Annotated in this window: 21 protein-coding genes and 3 pseudogenes; all 24 read right to left on the bottom strand. The window is 64.5% G+C overall.

All coding sequences use genetic code 11. From position 1 onward, the window contains the following. Positions 1 to 188: 188 nt before the first annotated feature. The 24 genes and pseudogenes from FJX73_07740 to FJX73_07625 all read right to left on the bottom strand — a co-directional run bounded on the left by FJX73_07740 (position 189) and on the right by FJX73_07625 (position 17,771). Positions 189 to 425: an Lrp/AsnC family transcriptional regulator gene (locus FJX73_07740; protein ID MBM3470664.1), complete on the bottom strand. Its 237-nt coding sequence runs from the start codon at positions 423 to 425 to the stop codon at positions 189 to 191. A gap of 62 nt (positions 426 to 487) precedes the next feature. Then, positions 488 to 1,273: a phosphonate ABC transporter, permease protein PhnE gene (phnE, locus tag FJX73_07735; protein MBM3470663.1), complete on the bottom strand. Its 786-nt coding sequence runs from the start codon at positions 1,271 to 1,273 to the stop codon at positions 488 to 490. Continuing rightward, the gene (phnE, locus tag FJX73_07730; protein ID MBM3470662.1) at positions 1,270 to 2,142 is read right to left on the bottom strand and encodes a phosphonate ABC transporter, permease protein PhnE; all 873 of its coding nucleotides are present in this window, start codon (positions 2,140 to 2,142) and stop codon (positions 1,270 to 1,272) included. The genes phnE (FJX73_07735) and phnE (FJX73_07730) overlap by 4 nt, the downstream gene beginning before the upstream one ends. After that, a complete protein-coding gene (phnC, locus tag FJX73_07725) occupies positions 2,012 to 2,782 on the bottom strand; it encodes a phosphonate ABC transporter ATP-binding protein (GenBank protein ID MBM3470661.1) in 771 nt (256 codons plus the stop codon). Before phnC ends, phnE (FJX73_07730) begins: the two co-directional genes overlap by 131 nt. 11 nt (positions 2,783 to 2,793) lie before the next feature. After that, complete coding sequence (locus FJX73_07720) at positions 2,794 to 3,681, bottom strand: phosphate/phosphite/phosphonate ABC transporter substrate-binding protein (GenBank protein MBM3470660.1); 888 nt, start codon at positions 3,679 to 3,681, stop codon at positions 2,794 to 2,796. 67 nt (positions 3,682 to 3,748) lie between these two features. Further along, positions 3,749 to 4,876 (bottom strand): PLP-dependent cysteine synthase family protein, encoded by a 1,128-nt coding sequence (locus tag FJX73_07715; GenBank protein ID MBM3470659.1) that lies wholly within the window; start codon positions 4,874 to 4,876, stop codon positions 3,749 to 3,751. Continuing rightward, positions 4,869 to 6,701 carry an oligoendopeptidase F gene (pepF, locus tag FJX73_07710; protein MBM3470658.1) on the bottom strand — a complete coding sequence of 611 codons (1,833 nt, stop codon included), beginning with the start codon at positions 6,699 to 6,701 and terminating at the stop codon, positions 4,869 to 4,871. The genes FJX73_07715 and pepF overlap by 8 nt, the downstream gene beginning before the upstream one ends. Positions 6,702 to 6,721: 20 nt before the next feature. Next, positions 6,722 to 7,192, bottom strand: a complete 471-nt coding sequence (locus tag FJX73_07705; GenBank protein MBM3470657.1) for a PaaI family thioesterase — start codon at positions 7,190 to 7,192, stop codon at positions 6,722 to 6,724. Positions 7,193 to 7,210: 18 nt separating this feature from the next. Further along, on the bottom strand, positions 7,211 to 9,934 hold the full coding sequence (locus FJX73_07700; GenBank protein MBM3470656.1) for a UPF0182 family protein: 2,724 nt from the start codon (positions 9,932 to 9,934) through the stop codon (positions 7,211 to 7,213). Between the two features lie 67 nt (positions 9,935 to 10,001). Beyond that, positions 10,002 to 10,208, bottom strand: a complete 207-nt coding sequence (locus FJX73_07695; protein MBM3470655.1) for a PLDc_N domain-containing protein — start codon at positions 10,206 to 10,208, stop codon at positions 10,002 to 10,004. An 89-nt stretch (positions 10,209 to 10,297) separates the two neighbouring features. Further along, positions 10,298 to 10,795 (bottom strand): rubrerythrin family protein, encoded by a 498-nt coding sequence (locus FJX73_07690; protein ID MBM3470654.1) that lies wholly within the window; start codon positions 10,793 to 10,795, stop codon positions 10,298 to 10,300. A gap of 78 nt (positions 10,796 to 10,873) precedes the next feature. Continuing rightward, positions 10,874 to 11,821 carry a terpene cyclase/mutase family protein gene (locus tag FJX73_07685; protein MBM3470653.1) on the bottom strand — a complete coding sequence of 316 codons (948 nt, stop codon included), beginning with the start codon at positions 11,819 to 11,821 and terminating at the stop codon, positions 10,874 to 10,876. Next, a pseudogene (locus FJX73_07680) lies at positions 11,818 to 12,008 on the bottom strand (hypothetical protein). The gene FJX73_07685 and the pseudogene FJX73_07680 overlap by 4 nt, the downstream one beginning before the upstream one ends. Positions 12,009 to 12,167: 159 nt before the next feature. Next, a complete protein-coding gene (locus FJX73_07675; protein ID MBM3470652.1) occupies positions 12,168 to 12,716 on the bottom strand; it encodes an isoprenylcysteine carboxylmethyltransferase family protein in 549 nt (182 codons plus the stop codon). Positions 12,717 to 12,754: 38 nt separating this feature from the next. Next, positions 12,755 to 12,970, bottom strand: coding sequence for a type II toxin-antitoxin system HicB family antitoxin (locus tag FJX73_07670; GenBank protein MBM3470651.1), 216 nt, complete (start codon positions 12,968 to 12,970; stop codon positions 12,755 to 12,757). Positions 12,971 to 12,981: 11 nt separating this feature from the next. Next, positions 12,982 to 13,171 (bottom strand): annotated as a pseudogene (locus FJX73_07665) (addiction module toxin, HicA family). A 65-nt stretch (positions 13,172 to 13,236) separates the two neighbouring features. Then, on the bottom strand, positions 13,237 to 13,650 hold the full coding sequence (locus FJX73_07660) for a hypothetical protein (GenBank protein MBM3470650.1): 414 nt from the start codon (positions 13,648 to 13,650) through the stop codon (positions 13,237 to 13,239). A gap of 103 nt (positions 13,651 to 13,753) precedes the next feature. Then, positions 13,754 to 14,308, bottom strand: a complete 555-nt coding sequence (locus FJX73_07655) for a hemerythrin (GenBank protein MBM3470649.1) — start codon at positions 14,306 to 14,308, stop codon at positions 13,754 to 13,756. Beyond that, on the bottom strand, positions 14,309 to 14,911 hold the full coding sequence (locus FJX73_07650) for a hypothetical protein (GenBank protein ID MBM3470648.1): 603 nt from the start codon (positions 14,909 to 14,911) through the stop codon (positions 14,309 to 14,311). A 139-nt stretch (positions 14,912 to 15,050) separates the two neighbouring features. Next, positions 15,051 to 15,353, bottom strand: coding sequence for a DUF3795 domain-containing protein (locus FJX73_07645; protein MBM3470647.1), 303 nt, complete (start codon positions 15,351 to 15,353; stop codon positions 15,051 to 15,053). A gap of 100 nt (positions 15,354 to 15,453) precedes the next feature. Next, entirely contained in the window at positions 15,454 to 15,798 is a 345-nt protein-coding gene (locus FJX73_07640; GenBank protein ID MBM3470646.1) for a DUF2442 domain-containing protein, read from the bottom strand. After that, positions 15,758 to 15,997: pseudogene (locus FJX73_07635) on the bottom strand (DUF4160 domain-containing protein). The gene FJX73_07640 and the pseudogene FJX73_07635 overlap by 41 nt, the downstream one beginning before the upstream one ends. Positions 15,998 to 16,202: 205 nt before the next feature. Continuing rightward, entirely contained in the window at positions 16,203 to 16,493 is a 291-nt protein-coding gene (locus FJX73_07630; GenBank protein ID MBM3470645.1) for a DUF4258 domain-containing protein, read from the bottom strand. Between the two features lie 231 nt (positions 16,494 to 16,724). Then, the gene (locus FJX73_07625; GenBank protein MBM3470644.1) at positions 16,725 to 17,771 is read right to left on the bottom strand and encodes an integron integrase; all 1,047 of its coding nucleotides are present in this window, start codon (positions 17,769 to 17,771) and stop codon (positions 16,725 to 16,727) included. Positions 17,772 to 17,829: the final 58 nt, after the last annotated feature.

Raw genomic sequence — 17,829 nt, 5'->3', positions numbered from 1 at the left:
ACTACCCTGATCCTAGGTGAAAAGCACGAGGTCGTCAAGGTTCTTGTTGACGACCCCGCCCCTACTGGCTGGAATACCCGCCGGAAGCCCGCTTCAGCCTCTATCCGAACTTATGTCTGAATCGTAGGCCGTGACAGAATCGTTGGCCTGTTGCACCCTGGCGGCCGCGACTTCCCGGCGCCGCCCCACTACACGACCAGGCAGGTGAGCGAGTCGGTCACGCCCGCGGTCCGCTGGATCCTGGAGATCACCGTGTCGGCGAGCGCCGCCATGTCGCCCGCCTCGGTCGTGCAGATGATGTCGTAGGGGCCGGTAACGACGTGCACCTCCCGGACACCCCTGATCTTCCGGATGGCAATCGCCGCCTTGCGGGCCTGGCCAGGACTGGTCTTGAGCAGCACCACCGCTGAGACCACGGCACTCACCTCCGATTAGGTGTGCAGACACAGTTTCCCGCCCGGCCGGCCGCTTCCTGCAGGGGGAGGTCTCAGACCAGCCGCCGCCGCAGGGCAGCGCTGGCCGTGTCAATCAGGGTCACGACCACGATGATCACAATCAGGGCCATCCCTACGATTTCCCATCGCCGGAACTGCAAGGCCTGAACCATGATCGTGCCTATCCCGCCGGCCCCCACCAGCCCCAGGACGGTCGCGGCGCGCGCGTTGATCTCAAACCGGTAGAGCGACAGCGCCAGAAACTCGGGCAGGACCTGGGGCATGACCGCGTACCAGAAGACCTTGGCCCGGTTCGCCCCGGCGGCCCGGAGGGCTTCCAGCGGGCCCGGGTCTATCGTCTCAACCACCTCGGCGTACAACTTGCCCAGGCTGCCGGTGGAGTGCAGCCCGATCGCCATCATCCCCGCCAGTGCGCTAGGACCGTAGGCCGCGACGAAGAAAACGGCCAGGATGATCTCGGGGAAGGTACGGATCAGGTTGAGCACCTGCTTGCCCAGGTAGCTCGAGGCGGCGTGGGGACTGATGTTCCGCGATGCCAGGAACGCCAGCGGGAAGGCCAGCAGCATGCCGATGGTGGTGCCCAGCAGCGCGACCTGCACCGAAACAACCATGCCCGACAGCGAGCGACCGGCCCAGGACCAGTCCGGGACGAGCATAAGCGCCACGATGCGCGCCAGCAGCGGTAGGCCCTCGATGAGCCGGGGCAGACTGGCCTCCACTCCCTGGGCCGACCAGATGAACGCAACGGCGAACAGCCCGGCGCCGGCCCAGAGTCTCCATCGCCCCGGCTCGACCAGTCCGGCCACGTTTGTCTTCACACGATGGCCTGCCGGACGCGGACGCTGATGGCGTCAATCGTGATGACGGCCGCAAGCGTAACCAGGATGATCACCGTGGCGCTCTGATATCGAAACAGATTGAGCGCGGTCAGAAGAAGCTGCCCGATTCCCCCGGCGCCCACAAGGCCCAGCACGAAAGAGACGCGCACGTTTATCTCGAAGACGAACAGAGTGTAACTCAGGTAGGCCGGCAGGACCTGCGGCACAACCGCGTAGCGCACCATCTTCAGACGGTTGGCCCCGGCCGCCTCCAGGGCCTCCATCGGCCCCGGGTCAATGGCTTCCAGGCTCTCGCTGGTCAGCTTCGCGATGATCGCCACGGAGAAGACGGTCAGGGCCAGGATGCCGGCGAACGGCCCGATCCCCACCGCGGCTACAAGAATGGCCGCGTACAGCAACTCAGGTACCGTGCGCAGCAGGTTCAAGATTCCCCGCGCGCCGTAGTAGAGCCAGGCCTGGCGCGTCACGTTCCGAGAAGCGAGCAGGATCAGCGGCACGGAGAGCAGCGCACCCTGGGTTGTGCCTACCAGGGCCATCTGGAGCGTCTGCACCGCGGGCTGGACCAGAGCGGGTAGCACGGTCCAGTTGGGCGGGAACAGATCGCCCATGAGCTTGTAGAAACTCGGCAGCCCCTCCCAGACAACTCGGGGGGAGGCGCCGATCCCCACCGCGCTCCACAGGTATAGGCCGGCCGTCGCCAGGAATACGAGTGTGAACCTAGCCTTCAGCGTCTGCTCCCCGGAAGTCGTCGGCCTTGAGCGCCCGGCCGTAGATCTGCTCGAAGGTGGCGTCGTCCACCTCGCCGGCGGGCCCGTCGTAGACCACCTGCCCGTCGCGCAGTCCCACAACCCGTTGAGCGTACTCCCGCGCCAGGTCAATGAAGTGCAGGTTGATCAGGACTGTGATGCCCTCCTGGTTGATGCGCCGCAGATCGCGCATCACCATGTGCGAGGTGGGCGGGTCCAGCGATGCCACCGGCTCATCGGCCAGGATCACCTTCGGCTCCTGAGCCAGCGCCCGCGCGATGCCCACGCGCTGCTGCTGGCCGCCACTGAGCACGTCGGCCCGGACAAAGGCCTTGTCCTGAATGTCGAGCTTGCGCAGCGCCCCGTGCACGATCTCCAGGTCGCGCCTGGGGAACCAGCCCAGCAGCGCCCGCCAGGTGGGCATGCGGCCCACGCGGCCAGCCAGCACGTTGCGCAATACAGATGACCGCCTGACCAGGTTGAACGTCTGGAAGATCATACCAATCTGCGCGCGCACTTCGAGCAGGCGCGCCGGCGCTGCGGCGGTCAGGTCCTCGCCCTCGAACCATACCGACCCGGCGGTCGGCTCCACCAGGCGGTTGACGGTGCGCAGCAGGGTTGACTTGCCGGCACCGCTCAGCCCAACAATCGCGACAAACTCGCCGCGAAGGACGCTGAGGTCTACACCGCGCAGGGCCTGGACCCCGCCAGGGAAATGGACCTCAACCCCGCGCAGTTCGATCTGTGGCGCGGTCAAATGCGGATCTTGTCGCGCATGACGTTGTAGGTCTTGCGAATGATCTCGAACTCGGAACCGTCCGACTTCGCGTAGCCAATCACGTTGTAGAGCGCGTCGAGCAGGCGCACGCCGTCGGCGGTCTTGCCCAGATCCACGAAGGCCTCCTGGATCTTTGTCACGAGATCGTCGGGCAGCCCGCGCCGGACCGCCACCCCGTCGTTGGGGATCGGGGCGCTCCGGACCAGGATCTTGACCACCTGCTCGACGTCGGGCATCTCGCGGACCGAGTCTGGGATCGCATTGTCGTGGGTGGCGCTGGCGTCCACATCCTTCTTGTAGACCGCCACTATGGCCGCGTCATGCGACCCGGCAAAGATGGTGCGCAGATCACGATCGGGATTGATCCCGGCATCCACCAGCATCATGTACGGGAACAGGTATCCCGAGGCCGAGGCCGGGTCCACGAACGCGAACCGGCGCCCCTTGAGATCGGCCAACGTCTTGAATGGGGAGTCCACCCGCACGTTGATCGCCGAGTTGTAGCTGGTGACGAAGTGGCCGCGCGTGCGGCGAATGGACTTGGCGATGATTGTCACCTTGTGCCGCTCCTGGGCCAGCACCAGGGCGAACGGCCCGAAGATGCCTATATCGGCCTTGCCTGTGCCCATCGCCTCGATCAACCCGGTGAAGTTGGTCGTCACAACCGCCTCCACCGGAATGCCTATCCGGTCGGACAGCATCTTTGAGAGCGGCCCCAGGTTCTCCATCATGCGGCCGATCTCGCGCGACGGCACCATTCCTAAGATCAGTTTCCTGGGCGCCGGGCCGGCCTGGGCCATCGCCCCTACCATTCCCACCATAAGCACAACCGCGATGAGCGCGGCGGCACGCCTGTGCGTCATCACTGCGGACCTCCTCTGCGTGGCATCCTTGCTGGAGTGCTATTCGACCAGGAAGGGGTTCTTCCCCCTACGACGACATGGAGCAGGGCCTCATGGGACAGCGCGGCGGGGGGTTCTCCTCCGCGATCCCCGAGGAAGCCACCTCCAGGCACGCCTGCGGATCGCAGCACGTATAGCACACCCGCTTTAGGGCCCGTACCTCCAGGAGTCTCACTTCCGGGGAAAGGAAACCGTCTCTCACGGGCTCCTCTCTCAGCAGATCGGTGCTGAGGTACTTCTTGTTGTCGTCGGAGAAGATGGTAACCACGACCGCATCGCCGCCGAGGTCGTTCTGGACCCGGAGGGCACCCAGGAAGTTCGCCCCCGAGGAGATCCCGACCCCGAGCCCGAGCTCGGCGGCGAGCTTCTGTGCCATGAGAATCGCGTCCCCGTCGTCCACGCTGACCACCGAATCCAGCGAACTCAGATCCACGATGGGCGGGATGAACTCGTCGGATATCCCCTGAATCCGGTGCTTCCCTACCTTGTGACCGGTTGAGAGCGTTGGGGAGCTGGACGGTTCCAGGGGATGGACCTTGACGCCGGGGTATTTCTCCCTCAGGAAGCGCCCGGTTCCCATTACTGTGCCGCCTGTCCCAACACCGGCGACGAAAGCATCGGGACGAACCGAGCGGAACCTCATCTGCCACCATATCTCTGGGCCGGTGGTCCTGTAGTGGGCTTCTATGTTGTCCAGGTTTGAGAACTGCCTGGGAAGGAAGACCCCATCGGTCTTCTCCGCCAGTTCCTCTGAGCGGCGGATGCTGCCGAGGAATCCTCCCTCTTCCCTGCTCACGAGGACGATCCTGGCACCCAGGCTCCGGATGAGATTGACCCGCTCCGCGCTCATCCAGTCCGGCATGAAGACGACGACCGGATGCCCCAGGGCTCGGCCTATGGCGGCAAAGGCGATGCCCGTGTTGCCGCTCGTTGCCTCTGCGATCGTGTATCCGGGCTTGAGGAGGCCCATGGCATAGCCCTGCTCCATCACGTGGAGGGCCATCCGGTCCTTGATGCTGCCGGTCATGTTCAGGTTCTCGGCCTTGGCGTAGAGCGTGCGCCTGCGCCCCCTGAAGAGGAACTCGATCGCCAGGAGGGGAGTGTTCCCAATCAGTGACGACAGCTCTCGTATCCTGCGACGGGCGTCGCTATCCACGGCTATTGGCCTTCATCTGCGTCAGGCAGCCCTCCAACCGGTCCACCATCTGGGAGAGGGTCCCAAACGCCCGCTCCACCGGCTCAGGGGAGACCATATCAACACCTGCCTTCTTTAGAGCGTCGAGAGGATACCTCGATCCGCCGGCCGATAGGAACTCGAGATAGCGCTCAGAAGCGCCCGGCACGCCCGAGAGGACGTCGCCGGCCAGCGCGTGCGCCGCGGCGATCCCCGTAGCGTACTGGAAGACGTAGAAGCTGATGTAGAGGTGCGTGTGGAAGGTGGCCCAGGTCACGCCGACGCGGTCGGCGTCAATCTCCACCTCGTCCCCGTACGCCTCGCGAAACAGATCGGCCATGAGCGCCGTCAGGTCCTGCGATGTCAGGGCTCCTCCGCGCTCGACCCGCTCGTGGATCTCCAGCTCGAACCGGGCGAGCGTCGGCATGATGAAGAAGTAGCGGTGGAAGTTGGCCATCGCCTCTTCGATCACGGCGATCTGGAACCCGGGATCGCTCTGGGTAGCCAGCAGGTAAGCGCGGAGCATGGCCTGGTTGAAGTTCGAGGCAACCTCGGCCAGGAACAACGGGTATCGAGCGTAGATCAACGGCTGGGTGCGCCACGCGAAGTGCGAGTGCATCGAGTGCCCGAGCTCGTGGGCCAGGGTGCTGGCGCTGTAGATGTCGTCGCTGTAGCTCATCAGGATGAACGGGTGCGTGCCGGGTGCACCCATGGAGAAGGCGCCGGACTGCTTACCGCGGTTCGGATAGAGATCCACCCATCGCTGCTCGAGCGTCCCGCGCCGCAGCGTCGAGACGTACTCGTCGCCGAGGGGTGCCAATCCCTGCGCGATCCACTCGACCGCCTGCGGAAACGTGACACGGGGCTCTTGCGCACCAAGCGGCGCCCGCTCGTCGTACACGCCCAGCCGCTCGTACCCGAGGGCGCGGCGGCGCACGCCCCAATAGCGGTGCCAGGTCGGCAGGTGGCGGCGGAAGGTCGCAATCAGGTTGTGGAAGACGTCAACCGGGATGTCATTGGCCAGCAGCGAAGCTTCGAGAGCCGAGCCGTACCGTCGCGCCCTGGCCATGAACACGGCCTGCTTCACGCCGGCCGACAGGCAGTTGGCCATCGCGTGCCGGTGCGCCAGATGGGCGTCCGCGTAACCCTCCCACGCGGTCCTCCGCACCTCCCGGTCCTCGTGCGAGAGCAGCACCCGCAGGTTGCCCTGGGCGACCTCCACCGGCTCACCGGCGGAGGTGCGGGCAGGCGGGAAGACAAGGTCGGCGTCCGCGAGAATCCCATGCGTCGCCGCGGCTGCCCGGAAGGGATCCGCAACAAAACCCAGGAGCTCCTCCACCTCCGGCGAACGCACGTGAGGCGCACGCCGCGCCAGCCGGTCAACGTAGTGCGCGTATATCGCCAGGCGCGGCTCCTCGGCAATCCAGCGGCGCAGATTGTCGAACCCCAGGGCAATGATCTCGGGCTCGGCAAACGCCACCTTCGCCGTGACCCTGGCCAGCAACCCGCGTGCCCGGTCGTGCCTGGCAGAGGCCGCCTGGTCGGTCTTGTCCACGCTGTGGCCCATGGTGGCGTACGCGACAACCTGCCAGAGCGTGCGGAAGGCGGCCTGCATCGCCTCGAGCCAGTCGGCCAGGGTCCCCGCACCATCGCCAAGGCGGCCTCTGAAGGCCTCCAGCGCCGGGAGCCCGTCTACGATCCCGCGAAACGCGGCCTCCCAGGCGTCGTCGTTCGGGAAGATGCTCGCGGCATCCCAGGTGTGCTCGACGGCGATGGCGCTCCGTGGTGGGACTGCTGATACTCCCATGTGCACTCCTCCTCGCGTGACTACTCGGGCTTCATCTGCTCCGGCATCTGAACGGCCACGACCTCGCCGCGCGCGCAGATCACGCCCTCGGCTGAGACCGTTGCGGTCACCACGACCTTGCGGCCCTTGATCTCCTTCACCTGCCCCCGGATCTCCAGAGGCGCGCCCAGCGGCGTCGGCCGCAGGTAGTCCACGTGCAGGGACGCAGTGACGAAGCGAAATGCCGGTTCCGTGCCCATCTCCCGTCCCTCGGCCCTGTACGCGGCAGCCGCGGCCGTGCCGGTGCCGTGGCAGTCGATCAACGAGGCGATGAGCCCGCCGTAGACATAGCCTGGGATCGCGACGTGGTACGGCCGGGGGAAGAAGACCGCGACGGCCTCCTCCCCCTCCCAGCGGCTCTTGAGTTGCAGACCCTGCTCGTTGAGCCGGCCGCAGCCGTAGCAGTGGCTCAGCTCGTCGGGATAGCAGTCCTGGAACGCCGTCTGCTTCAATGGATCACAACCGAAGCGCTACCTTTCCCGGTTCAACACTTCGAGGAGCCGGCGCAGATCGGCGTCAAGTGCCTTGAGTTCCTCCATGAGGCGCCCCTGGCGCTCCATCAGCGATCGGAGGATGCTCTGGGAATCGGTTACCCCAGGACCGGATGGCTTCGCACCTACCGGGGCCTTCACTGGCGGCCGATCGGTCACTGCAACAGGAGCATCCTGCCCGGCCAGGAGGGCCTGCAGCGCCATGCTCACCGTGGGCGCCATGGCGACCCGGTTGCCGCTGGCCAGCACCACGCGCTTCATCTCAGGCAGCCGCCCCTGCTCTGCCTGAAGGTATATCGGCTCCACGTACAGGTTCGACTGCCCGATTGGAATCACGATCATGTTCCCCCGGATCACCCGGTTGCCGCCCTGGTTCCAGAGCGTGAACTGCTCGGAGATCCTGGGATCCTGATTGATGCGCGCTTCGATCTGCATCGGCCCGTAGACCAGCTTGTCCTTGGGATATCGGAAGGCCAGGAGCTTGCCGTAGTGCTCGCCGTCTGATCGGGCCGCGAGCCAGGTGATCATGTTCTGCTTGCCCGGCGGGGTGAACGGCATTATGAGCACGTACTCCTCGGCGGCCACCCCGGGCAGGCGCAATATGATGTAGTACGGCTTCATCTCGACGGGCTTGTCGGTGTAGACCTCCTGAGGAAGAATCCACATGTCTTCCTTGTTGTAGAAAACGCGTGGATCCTGCATGTGGAAGACCCGGTACATCTCGGCCTGAACCGCGAAGATGTCCTGCGGGTACCGCAGGTGCGGCCGGAGCGAGGCCGGAAGATCTGCCAGGGGCTGAAACAGCCCAGGGAAGATGCGCGCGTACGTCTGGATCATGGCGTCGCCCGGCTCGGCGACGTAGAGCGCGACAGTGCCGTTGTAGGCATCCACAACGGCCTTCACGCTGTTGCGGACGTAGTTGAACCCCTCCCTCGACGGCTGCGAGTAAGGGTAGCGATCTGTGTACGTGTAGGCGTCAAGAACCCAGAAGAGCCGGCCATCGGCAACGACCACGTATGGATCTCCATCGAGCCGTAGGAAAGGTACCAGCCTGGCAACGCGCTCGGCGATGTTACGGTGGTAGAGTATTACGCTCTCGGGCGTGACCGCGTCGGAAATGAGTATGTTGATGTCCCGGAAGCGCCAGGCGAAGAGCAGGCGGCGGAGAGGCGAGCCCAGCGCCACGCCAGTCTTGCCCTGGTAGGTAGTGTAGACGTTCTCGTCGCCCTTAGGGTAGTTGAACTCAGGAAACCGCGTGCGCACGATCACGTACTCCCGGCTCTTCTCGCCGTAGTAGACCTCGGGCTGGTCCACGCGGAGCTTGCCTATGGGCGGCACGTCCTGCAGGAAAAGCGTGGGCAGCCCCTCCGGTGTCAGCTCGTTCACCGGGCTCATGGCAACACCGTAGCCGTGCGTGAACTGCAGCCGGCGGTTCACCCATGTTTGGGCCTGGGCGGTCAGCTTCTCGGGCGAGAGCTCACGCGCGGCCAGCATCACCTGGCGGTAGCGTCCGTCCAGGGTGTACCGGTCAACGTCCACGTCAACGAAGTCGTAGTAGAGCCGGATGCTCTGTATCTGGTTGTACGTGATGAGCAGGGGGTCCGGGTCCCACAGGCGGATGTTGGCCACGGTGGCGGGCGCCCGCGCTAGGTCCGCAGTGGTAACCATCTCCTCGCCCCCAATCGGGGCCTCCGCGATACGGTCGAGCGCGTATCCCTCCCGCGTCATGCGAATGGTCCTCTCGATGTAGGGCCGCTCGCGCTCGAGCTCCTGCGGTTGCACGACGAACCGGTTGACCATGGCCGGGTAGATGCCGCCCGCAACTAGACCTGTCCCGATCCACGCCACCGCGCCGACAATCGCCAGGCGGTATCCCTGCCGGAACGCCGAGATCCCGACCAGGCCGGCCGCGACCAGGGCCATCACGGCCTGCAGCCGCAGCGCCGGGAGCCGGGCGTGGACGTCCGCATACGAAGCGCCGAATGAGGCCCCGCGTGGAGAGTAGACCAGGTCGTAGACCGCCAGCCAGTGGCCCCACGCCAGGAAGACGAGGAGCAAAGCGCCCAGACCGAAGAGATGCACGCGCATTGGACGGGAGACAATGATGTTGATCGGCGCCGCCGGACGGAACTCCGTCTCACCCTCCAGCGGCATCTGCACTTGAGGGAAGACGATCCGGAACGCGTACACCGCGACCGCAGCGGCCAGGGCTAGCAGTACTACCGTCAGGAACCATCCCTGGAGGAACCGGTAGACAGGAAGGGTGAAGACGAAAAACCCGATGTCGAGGCCGAACAGTGGGTCGGTCGTGCCAAACGGAGCGGCGCGCAAGAACCGGAGCACGTGCTCCCATCGGGCTGCGGAAACCCCTGCCATGTTGAGCGCCAGGAATAGCCCGCCGCCTATCACGGCCAGGGAGAACGGCCGTTCCATGGCGCGCATCTGAGCACTGCCCGGCATCTCGATCGCGCCCACGGCCTGCTCGGCCAGCCGACGGGCGAAGAATGCGCTGCCCAGGATCGCTCCGGTGCTGAGCAGCCCTCCCAGCACAAATAGCGTGGCCTGGGCAAGAAACCTGGTCCGAAAGACCCCGGCAAAGCCGAGATCCACGAACCACAGCCAGTCGGTGTAGAGGCCGAGAACTACCGGCCCCGCCCAGAGGAATATCAGGAGGAGCAGGATAACTAGGGTTCGCGTCTTCATCGGTTCCCCCCATCGTGTGCCGGGCCATGCGGCCGGCCAGTCAGCGTGACAAGAAGTGAAAGACCATCTACGCGTGGAGCTTCTGCTTGCGGCCAATCAGGAAGTAGAGGATCGGGCCGATGACAGGCACCATCAGTACGATGATTGCCCACAGGACCCGGTCGGAGTCTCTGCGAAAGTCACTCCTGACGACGTCAATTATCGCGAGGAGTGCCGGTAGGAACAGAACGAGCAAACCAACCAGGACAACGGAAATGATGATGAGTTCGTACATGCTGAAGACGCCCATCTCTCACCTACCTTTCGCCGCCTTGCCAGTCAACGATCGGCGGGAAAGCTGGGGCGGGCGTTGGCCCGCCCCGTCTATACCTGGACGAACCTCTCAGCCTTCGCTCCGCAAATGGGACAAGAGTCCGGGGGGCTGCCGAACTCGATGTGCCCGCAAACGGGACACAAGTAGAACGAACTCTCCGCTAGGTCCTCGCCCCGGCGAATTGCCTCCAGAGCGAGATTGTAGAGCCGGGCGTGAACCGCCTCCGCTTTGGACGCGTATGCGAACATGCGCTTCGCCTTGTGACCATCGGCCTCTGCCTGCTCAACCATCGGGGGATACATCTTCGTGTATTCGTACGTTTCGCCCTCGATGGCCGCCTGAAGATTCTCGGCCGTTGACCCGATCCCACCCAGTGCGTTGAAGTGCCCCTCGGCATGGATCCTCTCTGCCTCGGCCGCGGTACGGAACAGCCGGGCGACGTTTGGAAAACCATCCTGCTCTGCCTTCCTGGCAAATGCTCGATACTTCTGGTTCGCCTGGCTCTCGCCTGCGAATGCCTCTTTCAGGTTCTCGTGCGTACCCGGCATGTTCACCCACTCCTGTTGGGGTCTACTAGAGATCAACGCAAGTACTACTGTACGGTAGGTCGGTGGGCATAACAAGCATCATGTGTACCGCCCCCACCACTTCAGCACCCGCAGCGCGCGGAGAGTGTTCCACCGGCTCGGAGCGCCGAGGCGTTCGAGCTCGAAATACGTCTTTCCCCTGTACGAGTGCTGCAGCGACCAGCGCCCGTCCTCGCGCTGGCGGCTGCGGACGATGTCAATTGCCTCGGTGAGGCGCCGGTCGCGAGGCGCGTTGACGGCCTGAAGGTAGTCAAGGGCGCGGAGGATGTCGTAGTGCCACCGCGGGGGAAAAGAGAAGCGAGTGAACTCCGGCTTGATGATTTCGCCGGTCCGGTGGGAGCGAAACAGCCTGTGCGCCAGGAGGAACTCACGGCCGCGGCGCTGCGCGGTCCGCACTCCCCGCACTCCCCGTCTGGGGTGCAGTTCGTACAGCCGCAGGCCCTCCAGCACGCTGATCGTCGTGTGGACCGAAGCGTGGGTTGCACCATACGGGCGCTGGCAATTCCACCCGCCGTCAGGCATCTGCTGCCCCAGCAGGTGATCGGCAATGGTATCGAGCCGGTCGTCGTCGTACTCGAAATGGGAAAGGATGGACAGCACCATTCCCGTAACGCACGTCTCGCTCCGGCGTGTCCACTTTGCCCAGGTGCCGTAGTTGATGCCGCCGTCGCGCTGAAGGCCTCTGTCGAGGAGGAGCGTGCAGGCCTTTCGCGCCTTCCGGTTGTTGGCTGGCAGACCGAAGTCACGTAACAGCAGCATGGTGTAGGTCGTTGAGGTCCACTTGGGCGAGTAGAGCCCGCCGGCCCACGTGCCCTCAGGGTCCTGCCTGGCGAGCAGACGAGCCCCCCAGCCGTCTCGCGCTACCCTTCTCCGCTCTCGCGCGAGTACGCTTTCCGGCGCCCCGACCAGATCCCGCAAGGCCTGCCAGCGGATGGCCGGGTCCCCGTCGAGGAGCCACTCGAGTGCTGCTGAAGTCGCGTTCGTCATGGGTTGCAGGCCCAAGGTAGATCGCCTCCCGGCAATCGTTCGAACCGCTCAATCGTGAGCCGTGCGTGCTTCAGAATGTGCGAAAGTGTGGACCTCTTGATCGGGCGGTGGGCTGGCATACGACAACCCAGCCGTCCCGACGAAGTGCCTGAACCACCTGATCGTAGTTCAGGCTCGGAACCTTCATCCGATGTTGGCAAGCGCTTCTCTGCGCGTTTCGCCCTCGCCAATACACCCAGGAAGGGCGGGCACGATGGCCGCAAATCCCCCTCGTCACCCGGCACTGGGACCACGCGCAGTACCATGGCGCTTCCTCCCAACAACTCAGCGCACACTTCGGACCGGCTCATATCGTCGGCCACCATCGGCGGACCCGCCGGAGGTAGGCCTCGTACTCGCCCCCGAAAGCCCGCCGCAGGGCCGGTTCCTCGTACCACACCACAAACAGGTGGGTGATGAGGAAGAACAGCGCGGTGTAGCCAAGCAGAGGGCCCGAGCGATAGAAGAGCGCGGCACCGGCGAGGGCCAGCCCGGCGCCGATGTACATGGGATTGCGCACGACCCGGTAGGGGCCCCGTACGACCAGCCGGCGCGGCGGATCGAAAGGTGCGGGAGTCCCGTGGCCGACGAACGCGAAGGTGAGGATGCACCAGAAAGCGAGCGCCGCGCCGGCGGCTCCGAGCGCCATCCCCGCCATCTGCGGCACGCCGATCGCCGCAGGCCGGGTGACACCCGACCAGGAAAGCACGCGGGCTGGCACGAACACGAGCACGAGGCCGATAAACAGCGCAGCGTAGGTAGCCGCGCGGACCAGGATGACCATATCCGCCTGCCTCCCGTCAGGGCCTATCGGTCTGTGGCAACGGGGAGGTGGGTGGCGTCCAGCGGCAGGCATCAGCCGCGGGCCCCAGCGCGTCGGGCTGCATGTCTGGGTTAGGCGGCGCCCACCTCAACGAGCTCTCCCTCAGAGCTCGGCACTGGTATCGGTAGTCCCTCCTGCTTCAGCCCCTCGATGTGAAACCCGATCGCTTCGCGGATGAGCCGAAGCACTTCATCACGAGTCTCCCCAACCGCGATGCAGCCCGGGAGATCTGGCACATGCGCTCCCCAGCTCGTCTCGCCACGCTCGATCACTACCATGTACCGTATCGTCGCGCACCTCACCGCTTCAGGGCCGCTTGCTTGAGTATTGAGTTCAGAGTACCCGGCGTCACATCCAGGTTCATCTTGCCAGCCAAGGTCACAGTCCCTGGCTTGTTCGGATGCTTGTACTGTCGATGGCTCCCCCGGGTTCCGAACCAGGCGCCACCCGTCCTTCTCCCGGGGTCGAATCAAGTCCCCGACCTTCAAGTGTCCTCCAGCCTATCCCTGAGGCCACCTAACGTCCGGCGCATCAGCGGCCCGCTGCCTCGCCCCTAGCCACGGAGCGCCGCGACGGTCACGCGCATCCCCAGCACCGCCCACAGCAGCGCGGCATCGACAAGCAGCGGGAGGACCGCCCAGTGCGAAATCCAGATGACCTGGAGCACGATCGACGCGACCGCCCCAAGGGTCACCAGCCAAGGGAACCAGTTGGGCGGGACCCACCGGCCGAGCAGAGCCGCTCCCGCCATGAGCAGGCACGCACCTGCCACGGCCCCGAGGATGGGCGTGACAGCATTCAGCAGATCCCCAGGGGGCACAAGGGTCCGCGTCTCGACGGCGAACGGCCAGATAAGGCGGCCTCCAACCCACCAAGGGGGCGGGGTGCCGCCGGGCTGGAGGGGCACCAGGGCCGTGAGATTCAACTGCGCACCGAGTAGCAGCAGAACGAGTACTGCGATCCACATACGCCACCCCTGGTTCGACGTTCCCTCTTCGCGATTGTGAGACGCGGCGGTCAACCTAGCTCGTGTTTGGGCAGCGCTTGGACGCTGCTTGGAAAGGACCTGTCTACCCTCTCGCCTCTTGCTCCAGCTGATCTGCCATGCCAAGGTACTTCTCGTGAACCCCCTCACCTGTCTCCTCCAGCTCGACCCGGTCGAAGGCTGCCGCCAGCTCCGCTTGCTCGGCCGGCGGTATGACCCGCTCTGCTATGGGGAACAGGACTCCATCCTCCTTGGCGATATGCTGCCTCAGCAAGATGATGTAGGCGCTCGCATTCTCAATGACCGCGCCTCTGGCTTCGACCTGGCCAGCAGCCAGCTTCTCTGCGGCTCCGCGCATCGCCCGCGTCAGCCGCCTGCCCTCCTCGTGCTCGGCAAGCATCACCCCGATCGACCCTCCTCCGCTCGGCACTCCAGCCGACACCATCGCCGGGAACAGCACATCTTCCTCTTTCTTGTGGTGACACCCATCCGCGAAGCCTTTGATGAAGTCCGCCGTCGCCACAAAGAAGGCGGCCCCAACCAGGTGGTCGGTCTCCAATCGTCGGGTAGCCAACTCCAGAGCGCCCAGAACTCGCTCTATGATCCGGTGTTCTTCCATCAAGATCCTTGTCGCTTCCATCTAAGGACCCTCCACATCCCGTGGTAGCGCGCCTCGTCTTGTGCCGACGGCTTGGGCAAGTTCGCCCATGGCGCTCGCGGCTTGCTCCCGCGTGCATGGCGTTCCGGGTAGGGGAAAAGCGAAGACGCGTGCGCCGAAGTAGTTCCGCACATCGTCATTGAAGCCGTAGACCGCCTTCCTACGTAGCCCGAACTTGAGCCGCAGCACTTGATCGAGAACCTTCTTGTAAACGAAGACGACGACGCCCGGATGGTGCTCGCCTATCAAGTCGAGGATGCGCTCCATCCCGGCGACGTACTCAGCAGTCGACGGCTCATTCCCGTACCCGCGCGGCACCTTGACTATGTCGGTGATACCGAAGCCATGATCGAGCAGCGAGTCGTCCTCGAAGCAAGCGGTGGGCACGAGAATCCGGTACTTGCGCAACCGGTTCCAGAACATCGTTCCTTGAGTCCCCTGAAAGTAGTGGCAGGCTTGCACACTTACGGGCGCGGGCGTCTTCGCCACGAAAAGCACCTTCAGGCCAGCGGGATCGGGCAGGAGATCGCGAAGGGTCCGAACCTCCTGCCCATCAACTACGATGGTTTCGCAGTTACCACTCATCGTCAGCCTAACTCGTGTCTAGGCGGCACAGTATGCCTTGACCACCTCGCCTTTGGCTGACATGATTTCCAATTCCAGCCAGGTGATCTTCTTGATGCGGCCCTTGTCAGGGCATCTATTGAACTGACTTGTTGGTCATTCATTTCTTCTTTGTGAGTTCCTTGTAGATGAGTTGCCCTCGCGCCCATGCTTTCAGGTTGCCCAAACGTTCTCCATTATCGCCATGATCGGGGTTGTCAAAATACCGTTGGAGAGTCGCGCAGGGAGCTTCTGGACAGAAGCCGCAATGCTGAAGCCCTTTCTCAATCGCACATTTGGCAACATCGCAGACACCCCAGAACATCTCGCTCTTGGCTGCAAGGCAACCGGGGCAATTGGTCTTTGTCTTCCATTCGCAAGTGCCGCAATATGCGCCGCACATGCCAATCAGTTGCACTTCCATTGTAGTCCTTTCGCGCGATCAATGTGGACTAGATTCATCTATGCCACCGATGCCGTTATTCTGGGAAAGCCTTTGTGCCTTTGCCGCCTAACGTTCGCGATCACCGGCGGGCCACTTGGCGCGTTGCTCGCGAACGCACGGGACGTGACGTGTGACCCGGCCGTTGAAGCGCGATGTTAGGCCGTGCCTTGCTGACGAGGGGGTAGCGCTCCGGGTGTTCGATTGACTCCACTGCGAGGTCCACATCGAGATCCGGCCAGTAGAGGTGGTGCTTGTGGGGCCGTTGGACATTGAGAAGCTGCCCGATTGTGGCCGCGCGGAACCAGGGGAACTGCTTGAACGGCACGAACAACTCCTGCTCATCCAGTAGGAGCCAGAAGCCATTCGCCGAGACGTTGGCCACCTCAGCGACCAAAGTGCTCTCTCCACGCCTCCCGGATCTCATCTTCATGCTCCCGAATCAACCGTAGGGCCCTGCCCACCAGCTGTGGGCCAAGCCCGTAGTCTTCCGCCAATCCGATCTCGGGTTCGAGCCAGAACTAGGCCTCGCCCCGTGCGCTCTGAGCATGCACATGCAGCCGCCGCTCTTCTCGCGAGAAGAAATAGAAACGGAGGCCGCCCGCTCTGAAGATGGTAGGACTCACGCACCAAGTCTACCATGGGAGGCTCGGCGCATCCTTGCCGGCCTAACGTTTCGCGTGAACGGCGCGCAGTCTTCGCGCGTCCGCTCCATCGGCATGTTAGCGGGCATTCTTCCTCATCCTCGAACCGGCGTAAGACGGCAGACGCGGTTCGCCGTCTGCGACGCCCGGTCAATGTCCCCTGCCCGCAGCGCGTCTCGCACGTCGTCTAGCTTGTACGCGTCTTCCAAGGACAGGTACGGCGTCCAGGCTCCCTCAGCCTCCACGAGCTCAACATCCACCTCTTCTCGGGGTCAGGCCTGTACCCAGTTATCAGACCAGCCGGTGAGCCCTGACCCCCCGGGATGCCCCAGACCACGTGGATCGGCCGACCGTCTCGATCTCGCTCTAGAACCAGCACGCGGATTGCGTCCGCGGCAAGCCCCTCGTAGCCGTGAAGTGATACACGCACTTCACCCCGTGCGACCAGCGCTTGCACCTGTTTCAGGGTGTTGCTCAAGACCGTTTCAACCTCTGCCAACAGCTCTGTCCCGCCAACTCGTGTTTAGACCAACCAGTGTAACACCCCACCTCTGTCAGCCTAACAAGACCGAGGCCAGAATCGCATCGCGTCCCTTCGCCCGCTCTGTCTGAATTCCTGCCATCCAGCGCCTCCCCTACCAGGCGTTATGCACCCCGGCCGGTCAGTCTAGCATCCCAGGGGGTCAACCCCCGGCTGCTCCTGCCTGCCTCAAGGCGGCAGGCCGTCCATCGGGCTTCTGACCCCCTTCCCGCCGCAGTTCAACACATGGGTATAGATCATCGTCGTCTTCACGTCCTTGTGCCCGAGCAACTCCTGGACCGTTCGGATGTCGTACCCGTCTTCAAGGAGGTGCGTGGCGAACGAATGCCGGAAGGTGTGGCACGAGGCGGGCTTGGTCAGCCCCGCCCGGCGCACCGCCTCCTTCACGGTCCGCTGGACGACCGACTCGTGCAGATGGTGCCTGTGGCGCACCCCGGTGCGGGAGTCGGCGTAGTGCGACGACGCCGGGAAGACCCACTGCCAGGCCCACTGGCGATCGGCGCCGGGATACTTCCGGGTGAGGGCGTCAGGCAGCGGGGCCCAGCCCAGGCCGAGCGCCAGGTCACTCTCGTGCCGAGAACGCACCTTCTCAAGGTGCGCCTGCAGCGGCGCCTTCGCGGTTGCCGGCAGCATGGTCACCCGGTCCTTGCCGCCTTTGCCGTCGCGGATGGTGATCTCGTTGCGCTGGAAATCGAGGTCCTTGACCCTCAAGCGCAGGCACTCCAGCAGGCGCAGCCCGGAGCCGTACAACAGCGCGCATACCAGGCGCGGGATCCCATCGAGGCCGTCCAACACCGCCCTGACCTCCTCCCGGGTCAGCACCACCGGCACCCGTCGAGGGCGCCTTGCGCGCACGACTTCCTCGACCCGGCCCAACGGACGATGCAGCACGCTATCGTACAAGAACAGCAGGGCCGCCAGGGCCTGGTTCTGCGTCGCGGCGGCCACGCGTCCGCTGACAGCCAGGTGGGTCAGGAACTCGTTGACCTCCCGCTCGCCCATCTGGGCGGGGTCGCGACTTCCGTGGAACTCAACGAACCGCTTGATCCAGGCCGCGTAGGCCTGTTCGGTCCTCCGGCTGTAGTGGCGGGCGCGGAGGCCCTGGCGAACTCGATCCAGGAGCCCGGGCGACCCAGGAAAGGGGTGTGGAAGCGTCGGGTTGACCGGGGGGGCCTGCTCATGGCGACGATCTGGAGGCCGAAGCGTTGGGTCCATGTCAACAGAACCGCCTGCAAACAGCGCCAGCAGGCGCGCGAGGACGCCGTCCGTCCGG

The organism is Armatimonadota bacterium, from assembly GCA_016869025.1.
In the GTDB taxonomy this organism is placed as follows: Bacteria; Sysuimicrobiota; Sysuimicrobiia; order Sysuimicrobiales; family Humicultoraceae; genus VGFA01.
The sequence above is the reverse complement of the archived record's forward strand: the minus strand, read 5'-3'. Positions and strand labels throughout refer to the sequence as shown.

Excerpts from the sequence above, each read along its gene's own strand:
- FJX73_07625 (MBM3470644.1), bottom strand. The coding sequence starts at position 17,771 with ATGGACCCAACGCTTCGGCCTCCAGATCGTCGCCATGAGCAGGCCCCC.
- FJX73_07675 (MBM3470652.1), bottom strand. The coding sequence starts at position 12,716 with ATGCCTGCCGCTGGACGCCACCCACCTCCCCGTTGCCACAGACCGATA.
- FJX73_07660 (MBM3470650.1), bottom strand. The coding sequence starts at position 13,650 with ATGTGGATCGCAGTACTCGTTCTGCTGCTACTCGGTGCGCAGTTGAAT.
- FJX73_07720 (MBM3470660.1), bottom strand. The coding sequence starts at position 3,681 with ATGACGCACAGGCGTGCCGCCGCGCTCATCGCGGTTGTGCTTATGGTG.
- FJX73_07690 (MBM3470654.1), bottom strand. The coding sequence starts at position 10,795 with ATGCCGGGTACGCACGAGAACCTGAAAGAGGCATTCGCAGGCGAGAGC.
- FJX73_07685 (MBM3470653.1), bottom strand. The coding sequence starts at position 11,821 with ATGACGAACGCGACTTCAGCAGCACTCGAGTGGCTCCTCGACGGGGAC.
- FJX73_07695 (MBM3470655.1), bottom strand. The coding sequence starts at position 10,208 with ATGTACGAACTCATCATCATTTCCGTTGTCCTGGTTGGTTTGCTCGTT.
- pepF (MBM3470658.1), bottom strand. The coding sequence starts at position 6,701 with ATGGGAGTATCAGCAGTCCCACCACGGAGCGCCATCGCCGTCGAGCAC.
- FJX73_07655 (MBM3470649.1), bottom strand. The coding sequence starts at position 14,308 with ATGGAAGCGACAAGGATCTTGATGGAAGAACACCGGATCATAGAGCGA.
- FJX73_07645 (MBM3470647.1), bottom strand. The coding sequence starts at position 15,353 with ATGGAAGTGCAACTGATTGGCATGTGCGGCGCATATTGCGGCACTTGC.
- FJX73_07650 (MBM3470648.1), bottom strand. The coding sequence starts at position 14,911 with ATGAGTGGTAACTGCGAAACCATCGTAGTTGATGGGCAGGAGGTTCGG.
- FJX73_07640 (MBM3470646.1), bottom strand. The coding sequence starts at position 15,798 with ATGAGATCCGGGAGGCGTGGAGAGAGCACTTTGGTCGCTGAGGTGGCC.
- FJX73_07700 (MBM3470656.1), bottom strand. The coding sequence starts at position 9,934 with ATGAAGACGCGAACCCTAGTTATCCTGCTCCTCCTGATATTCCTCTGG.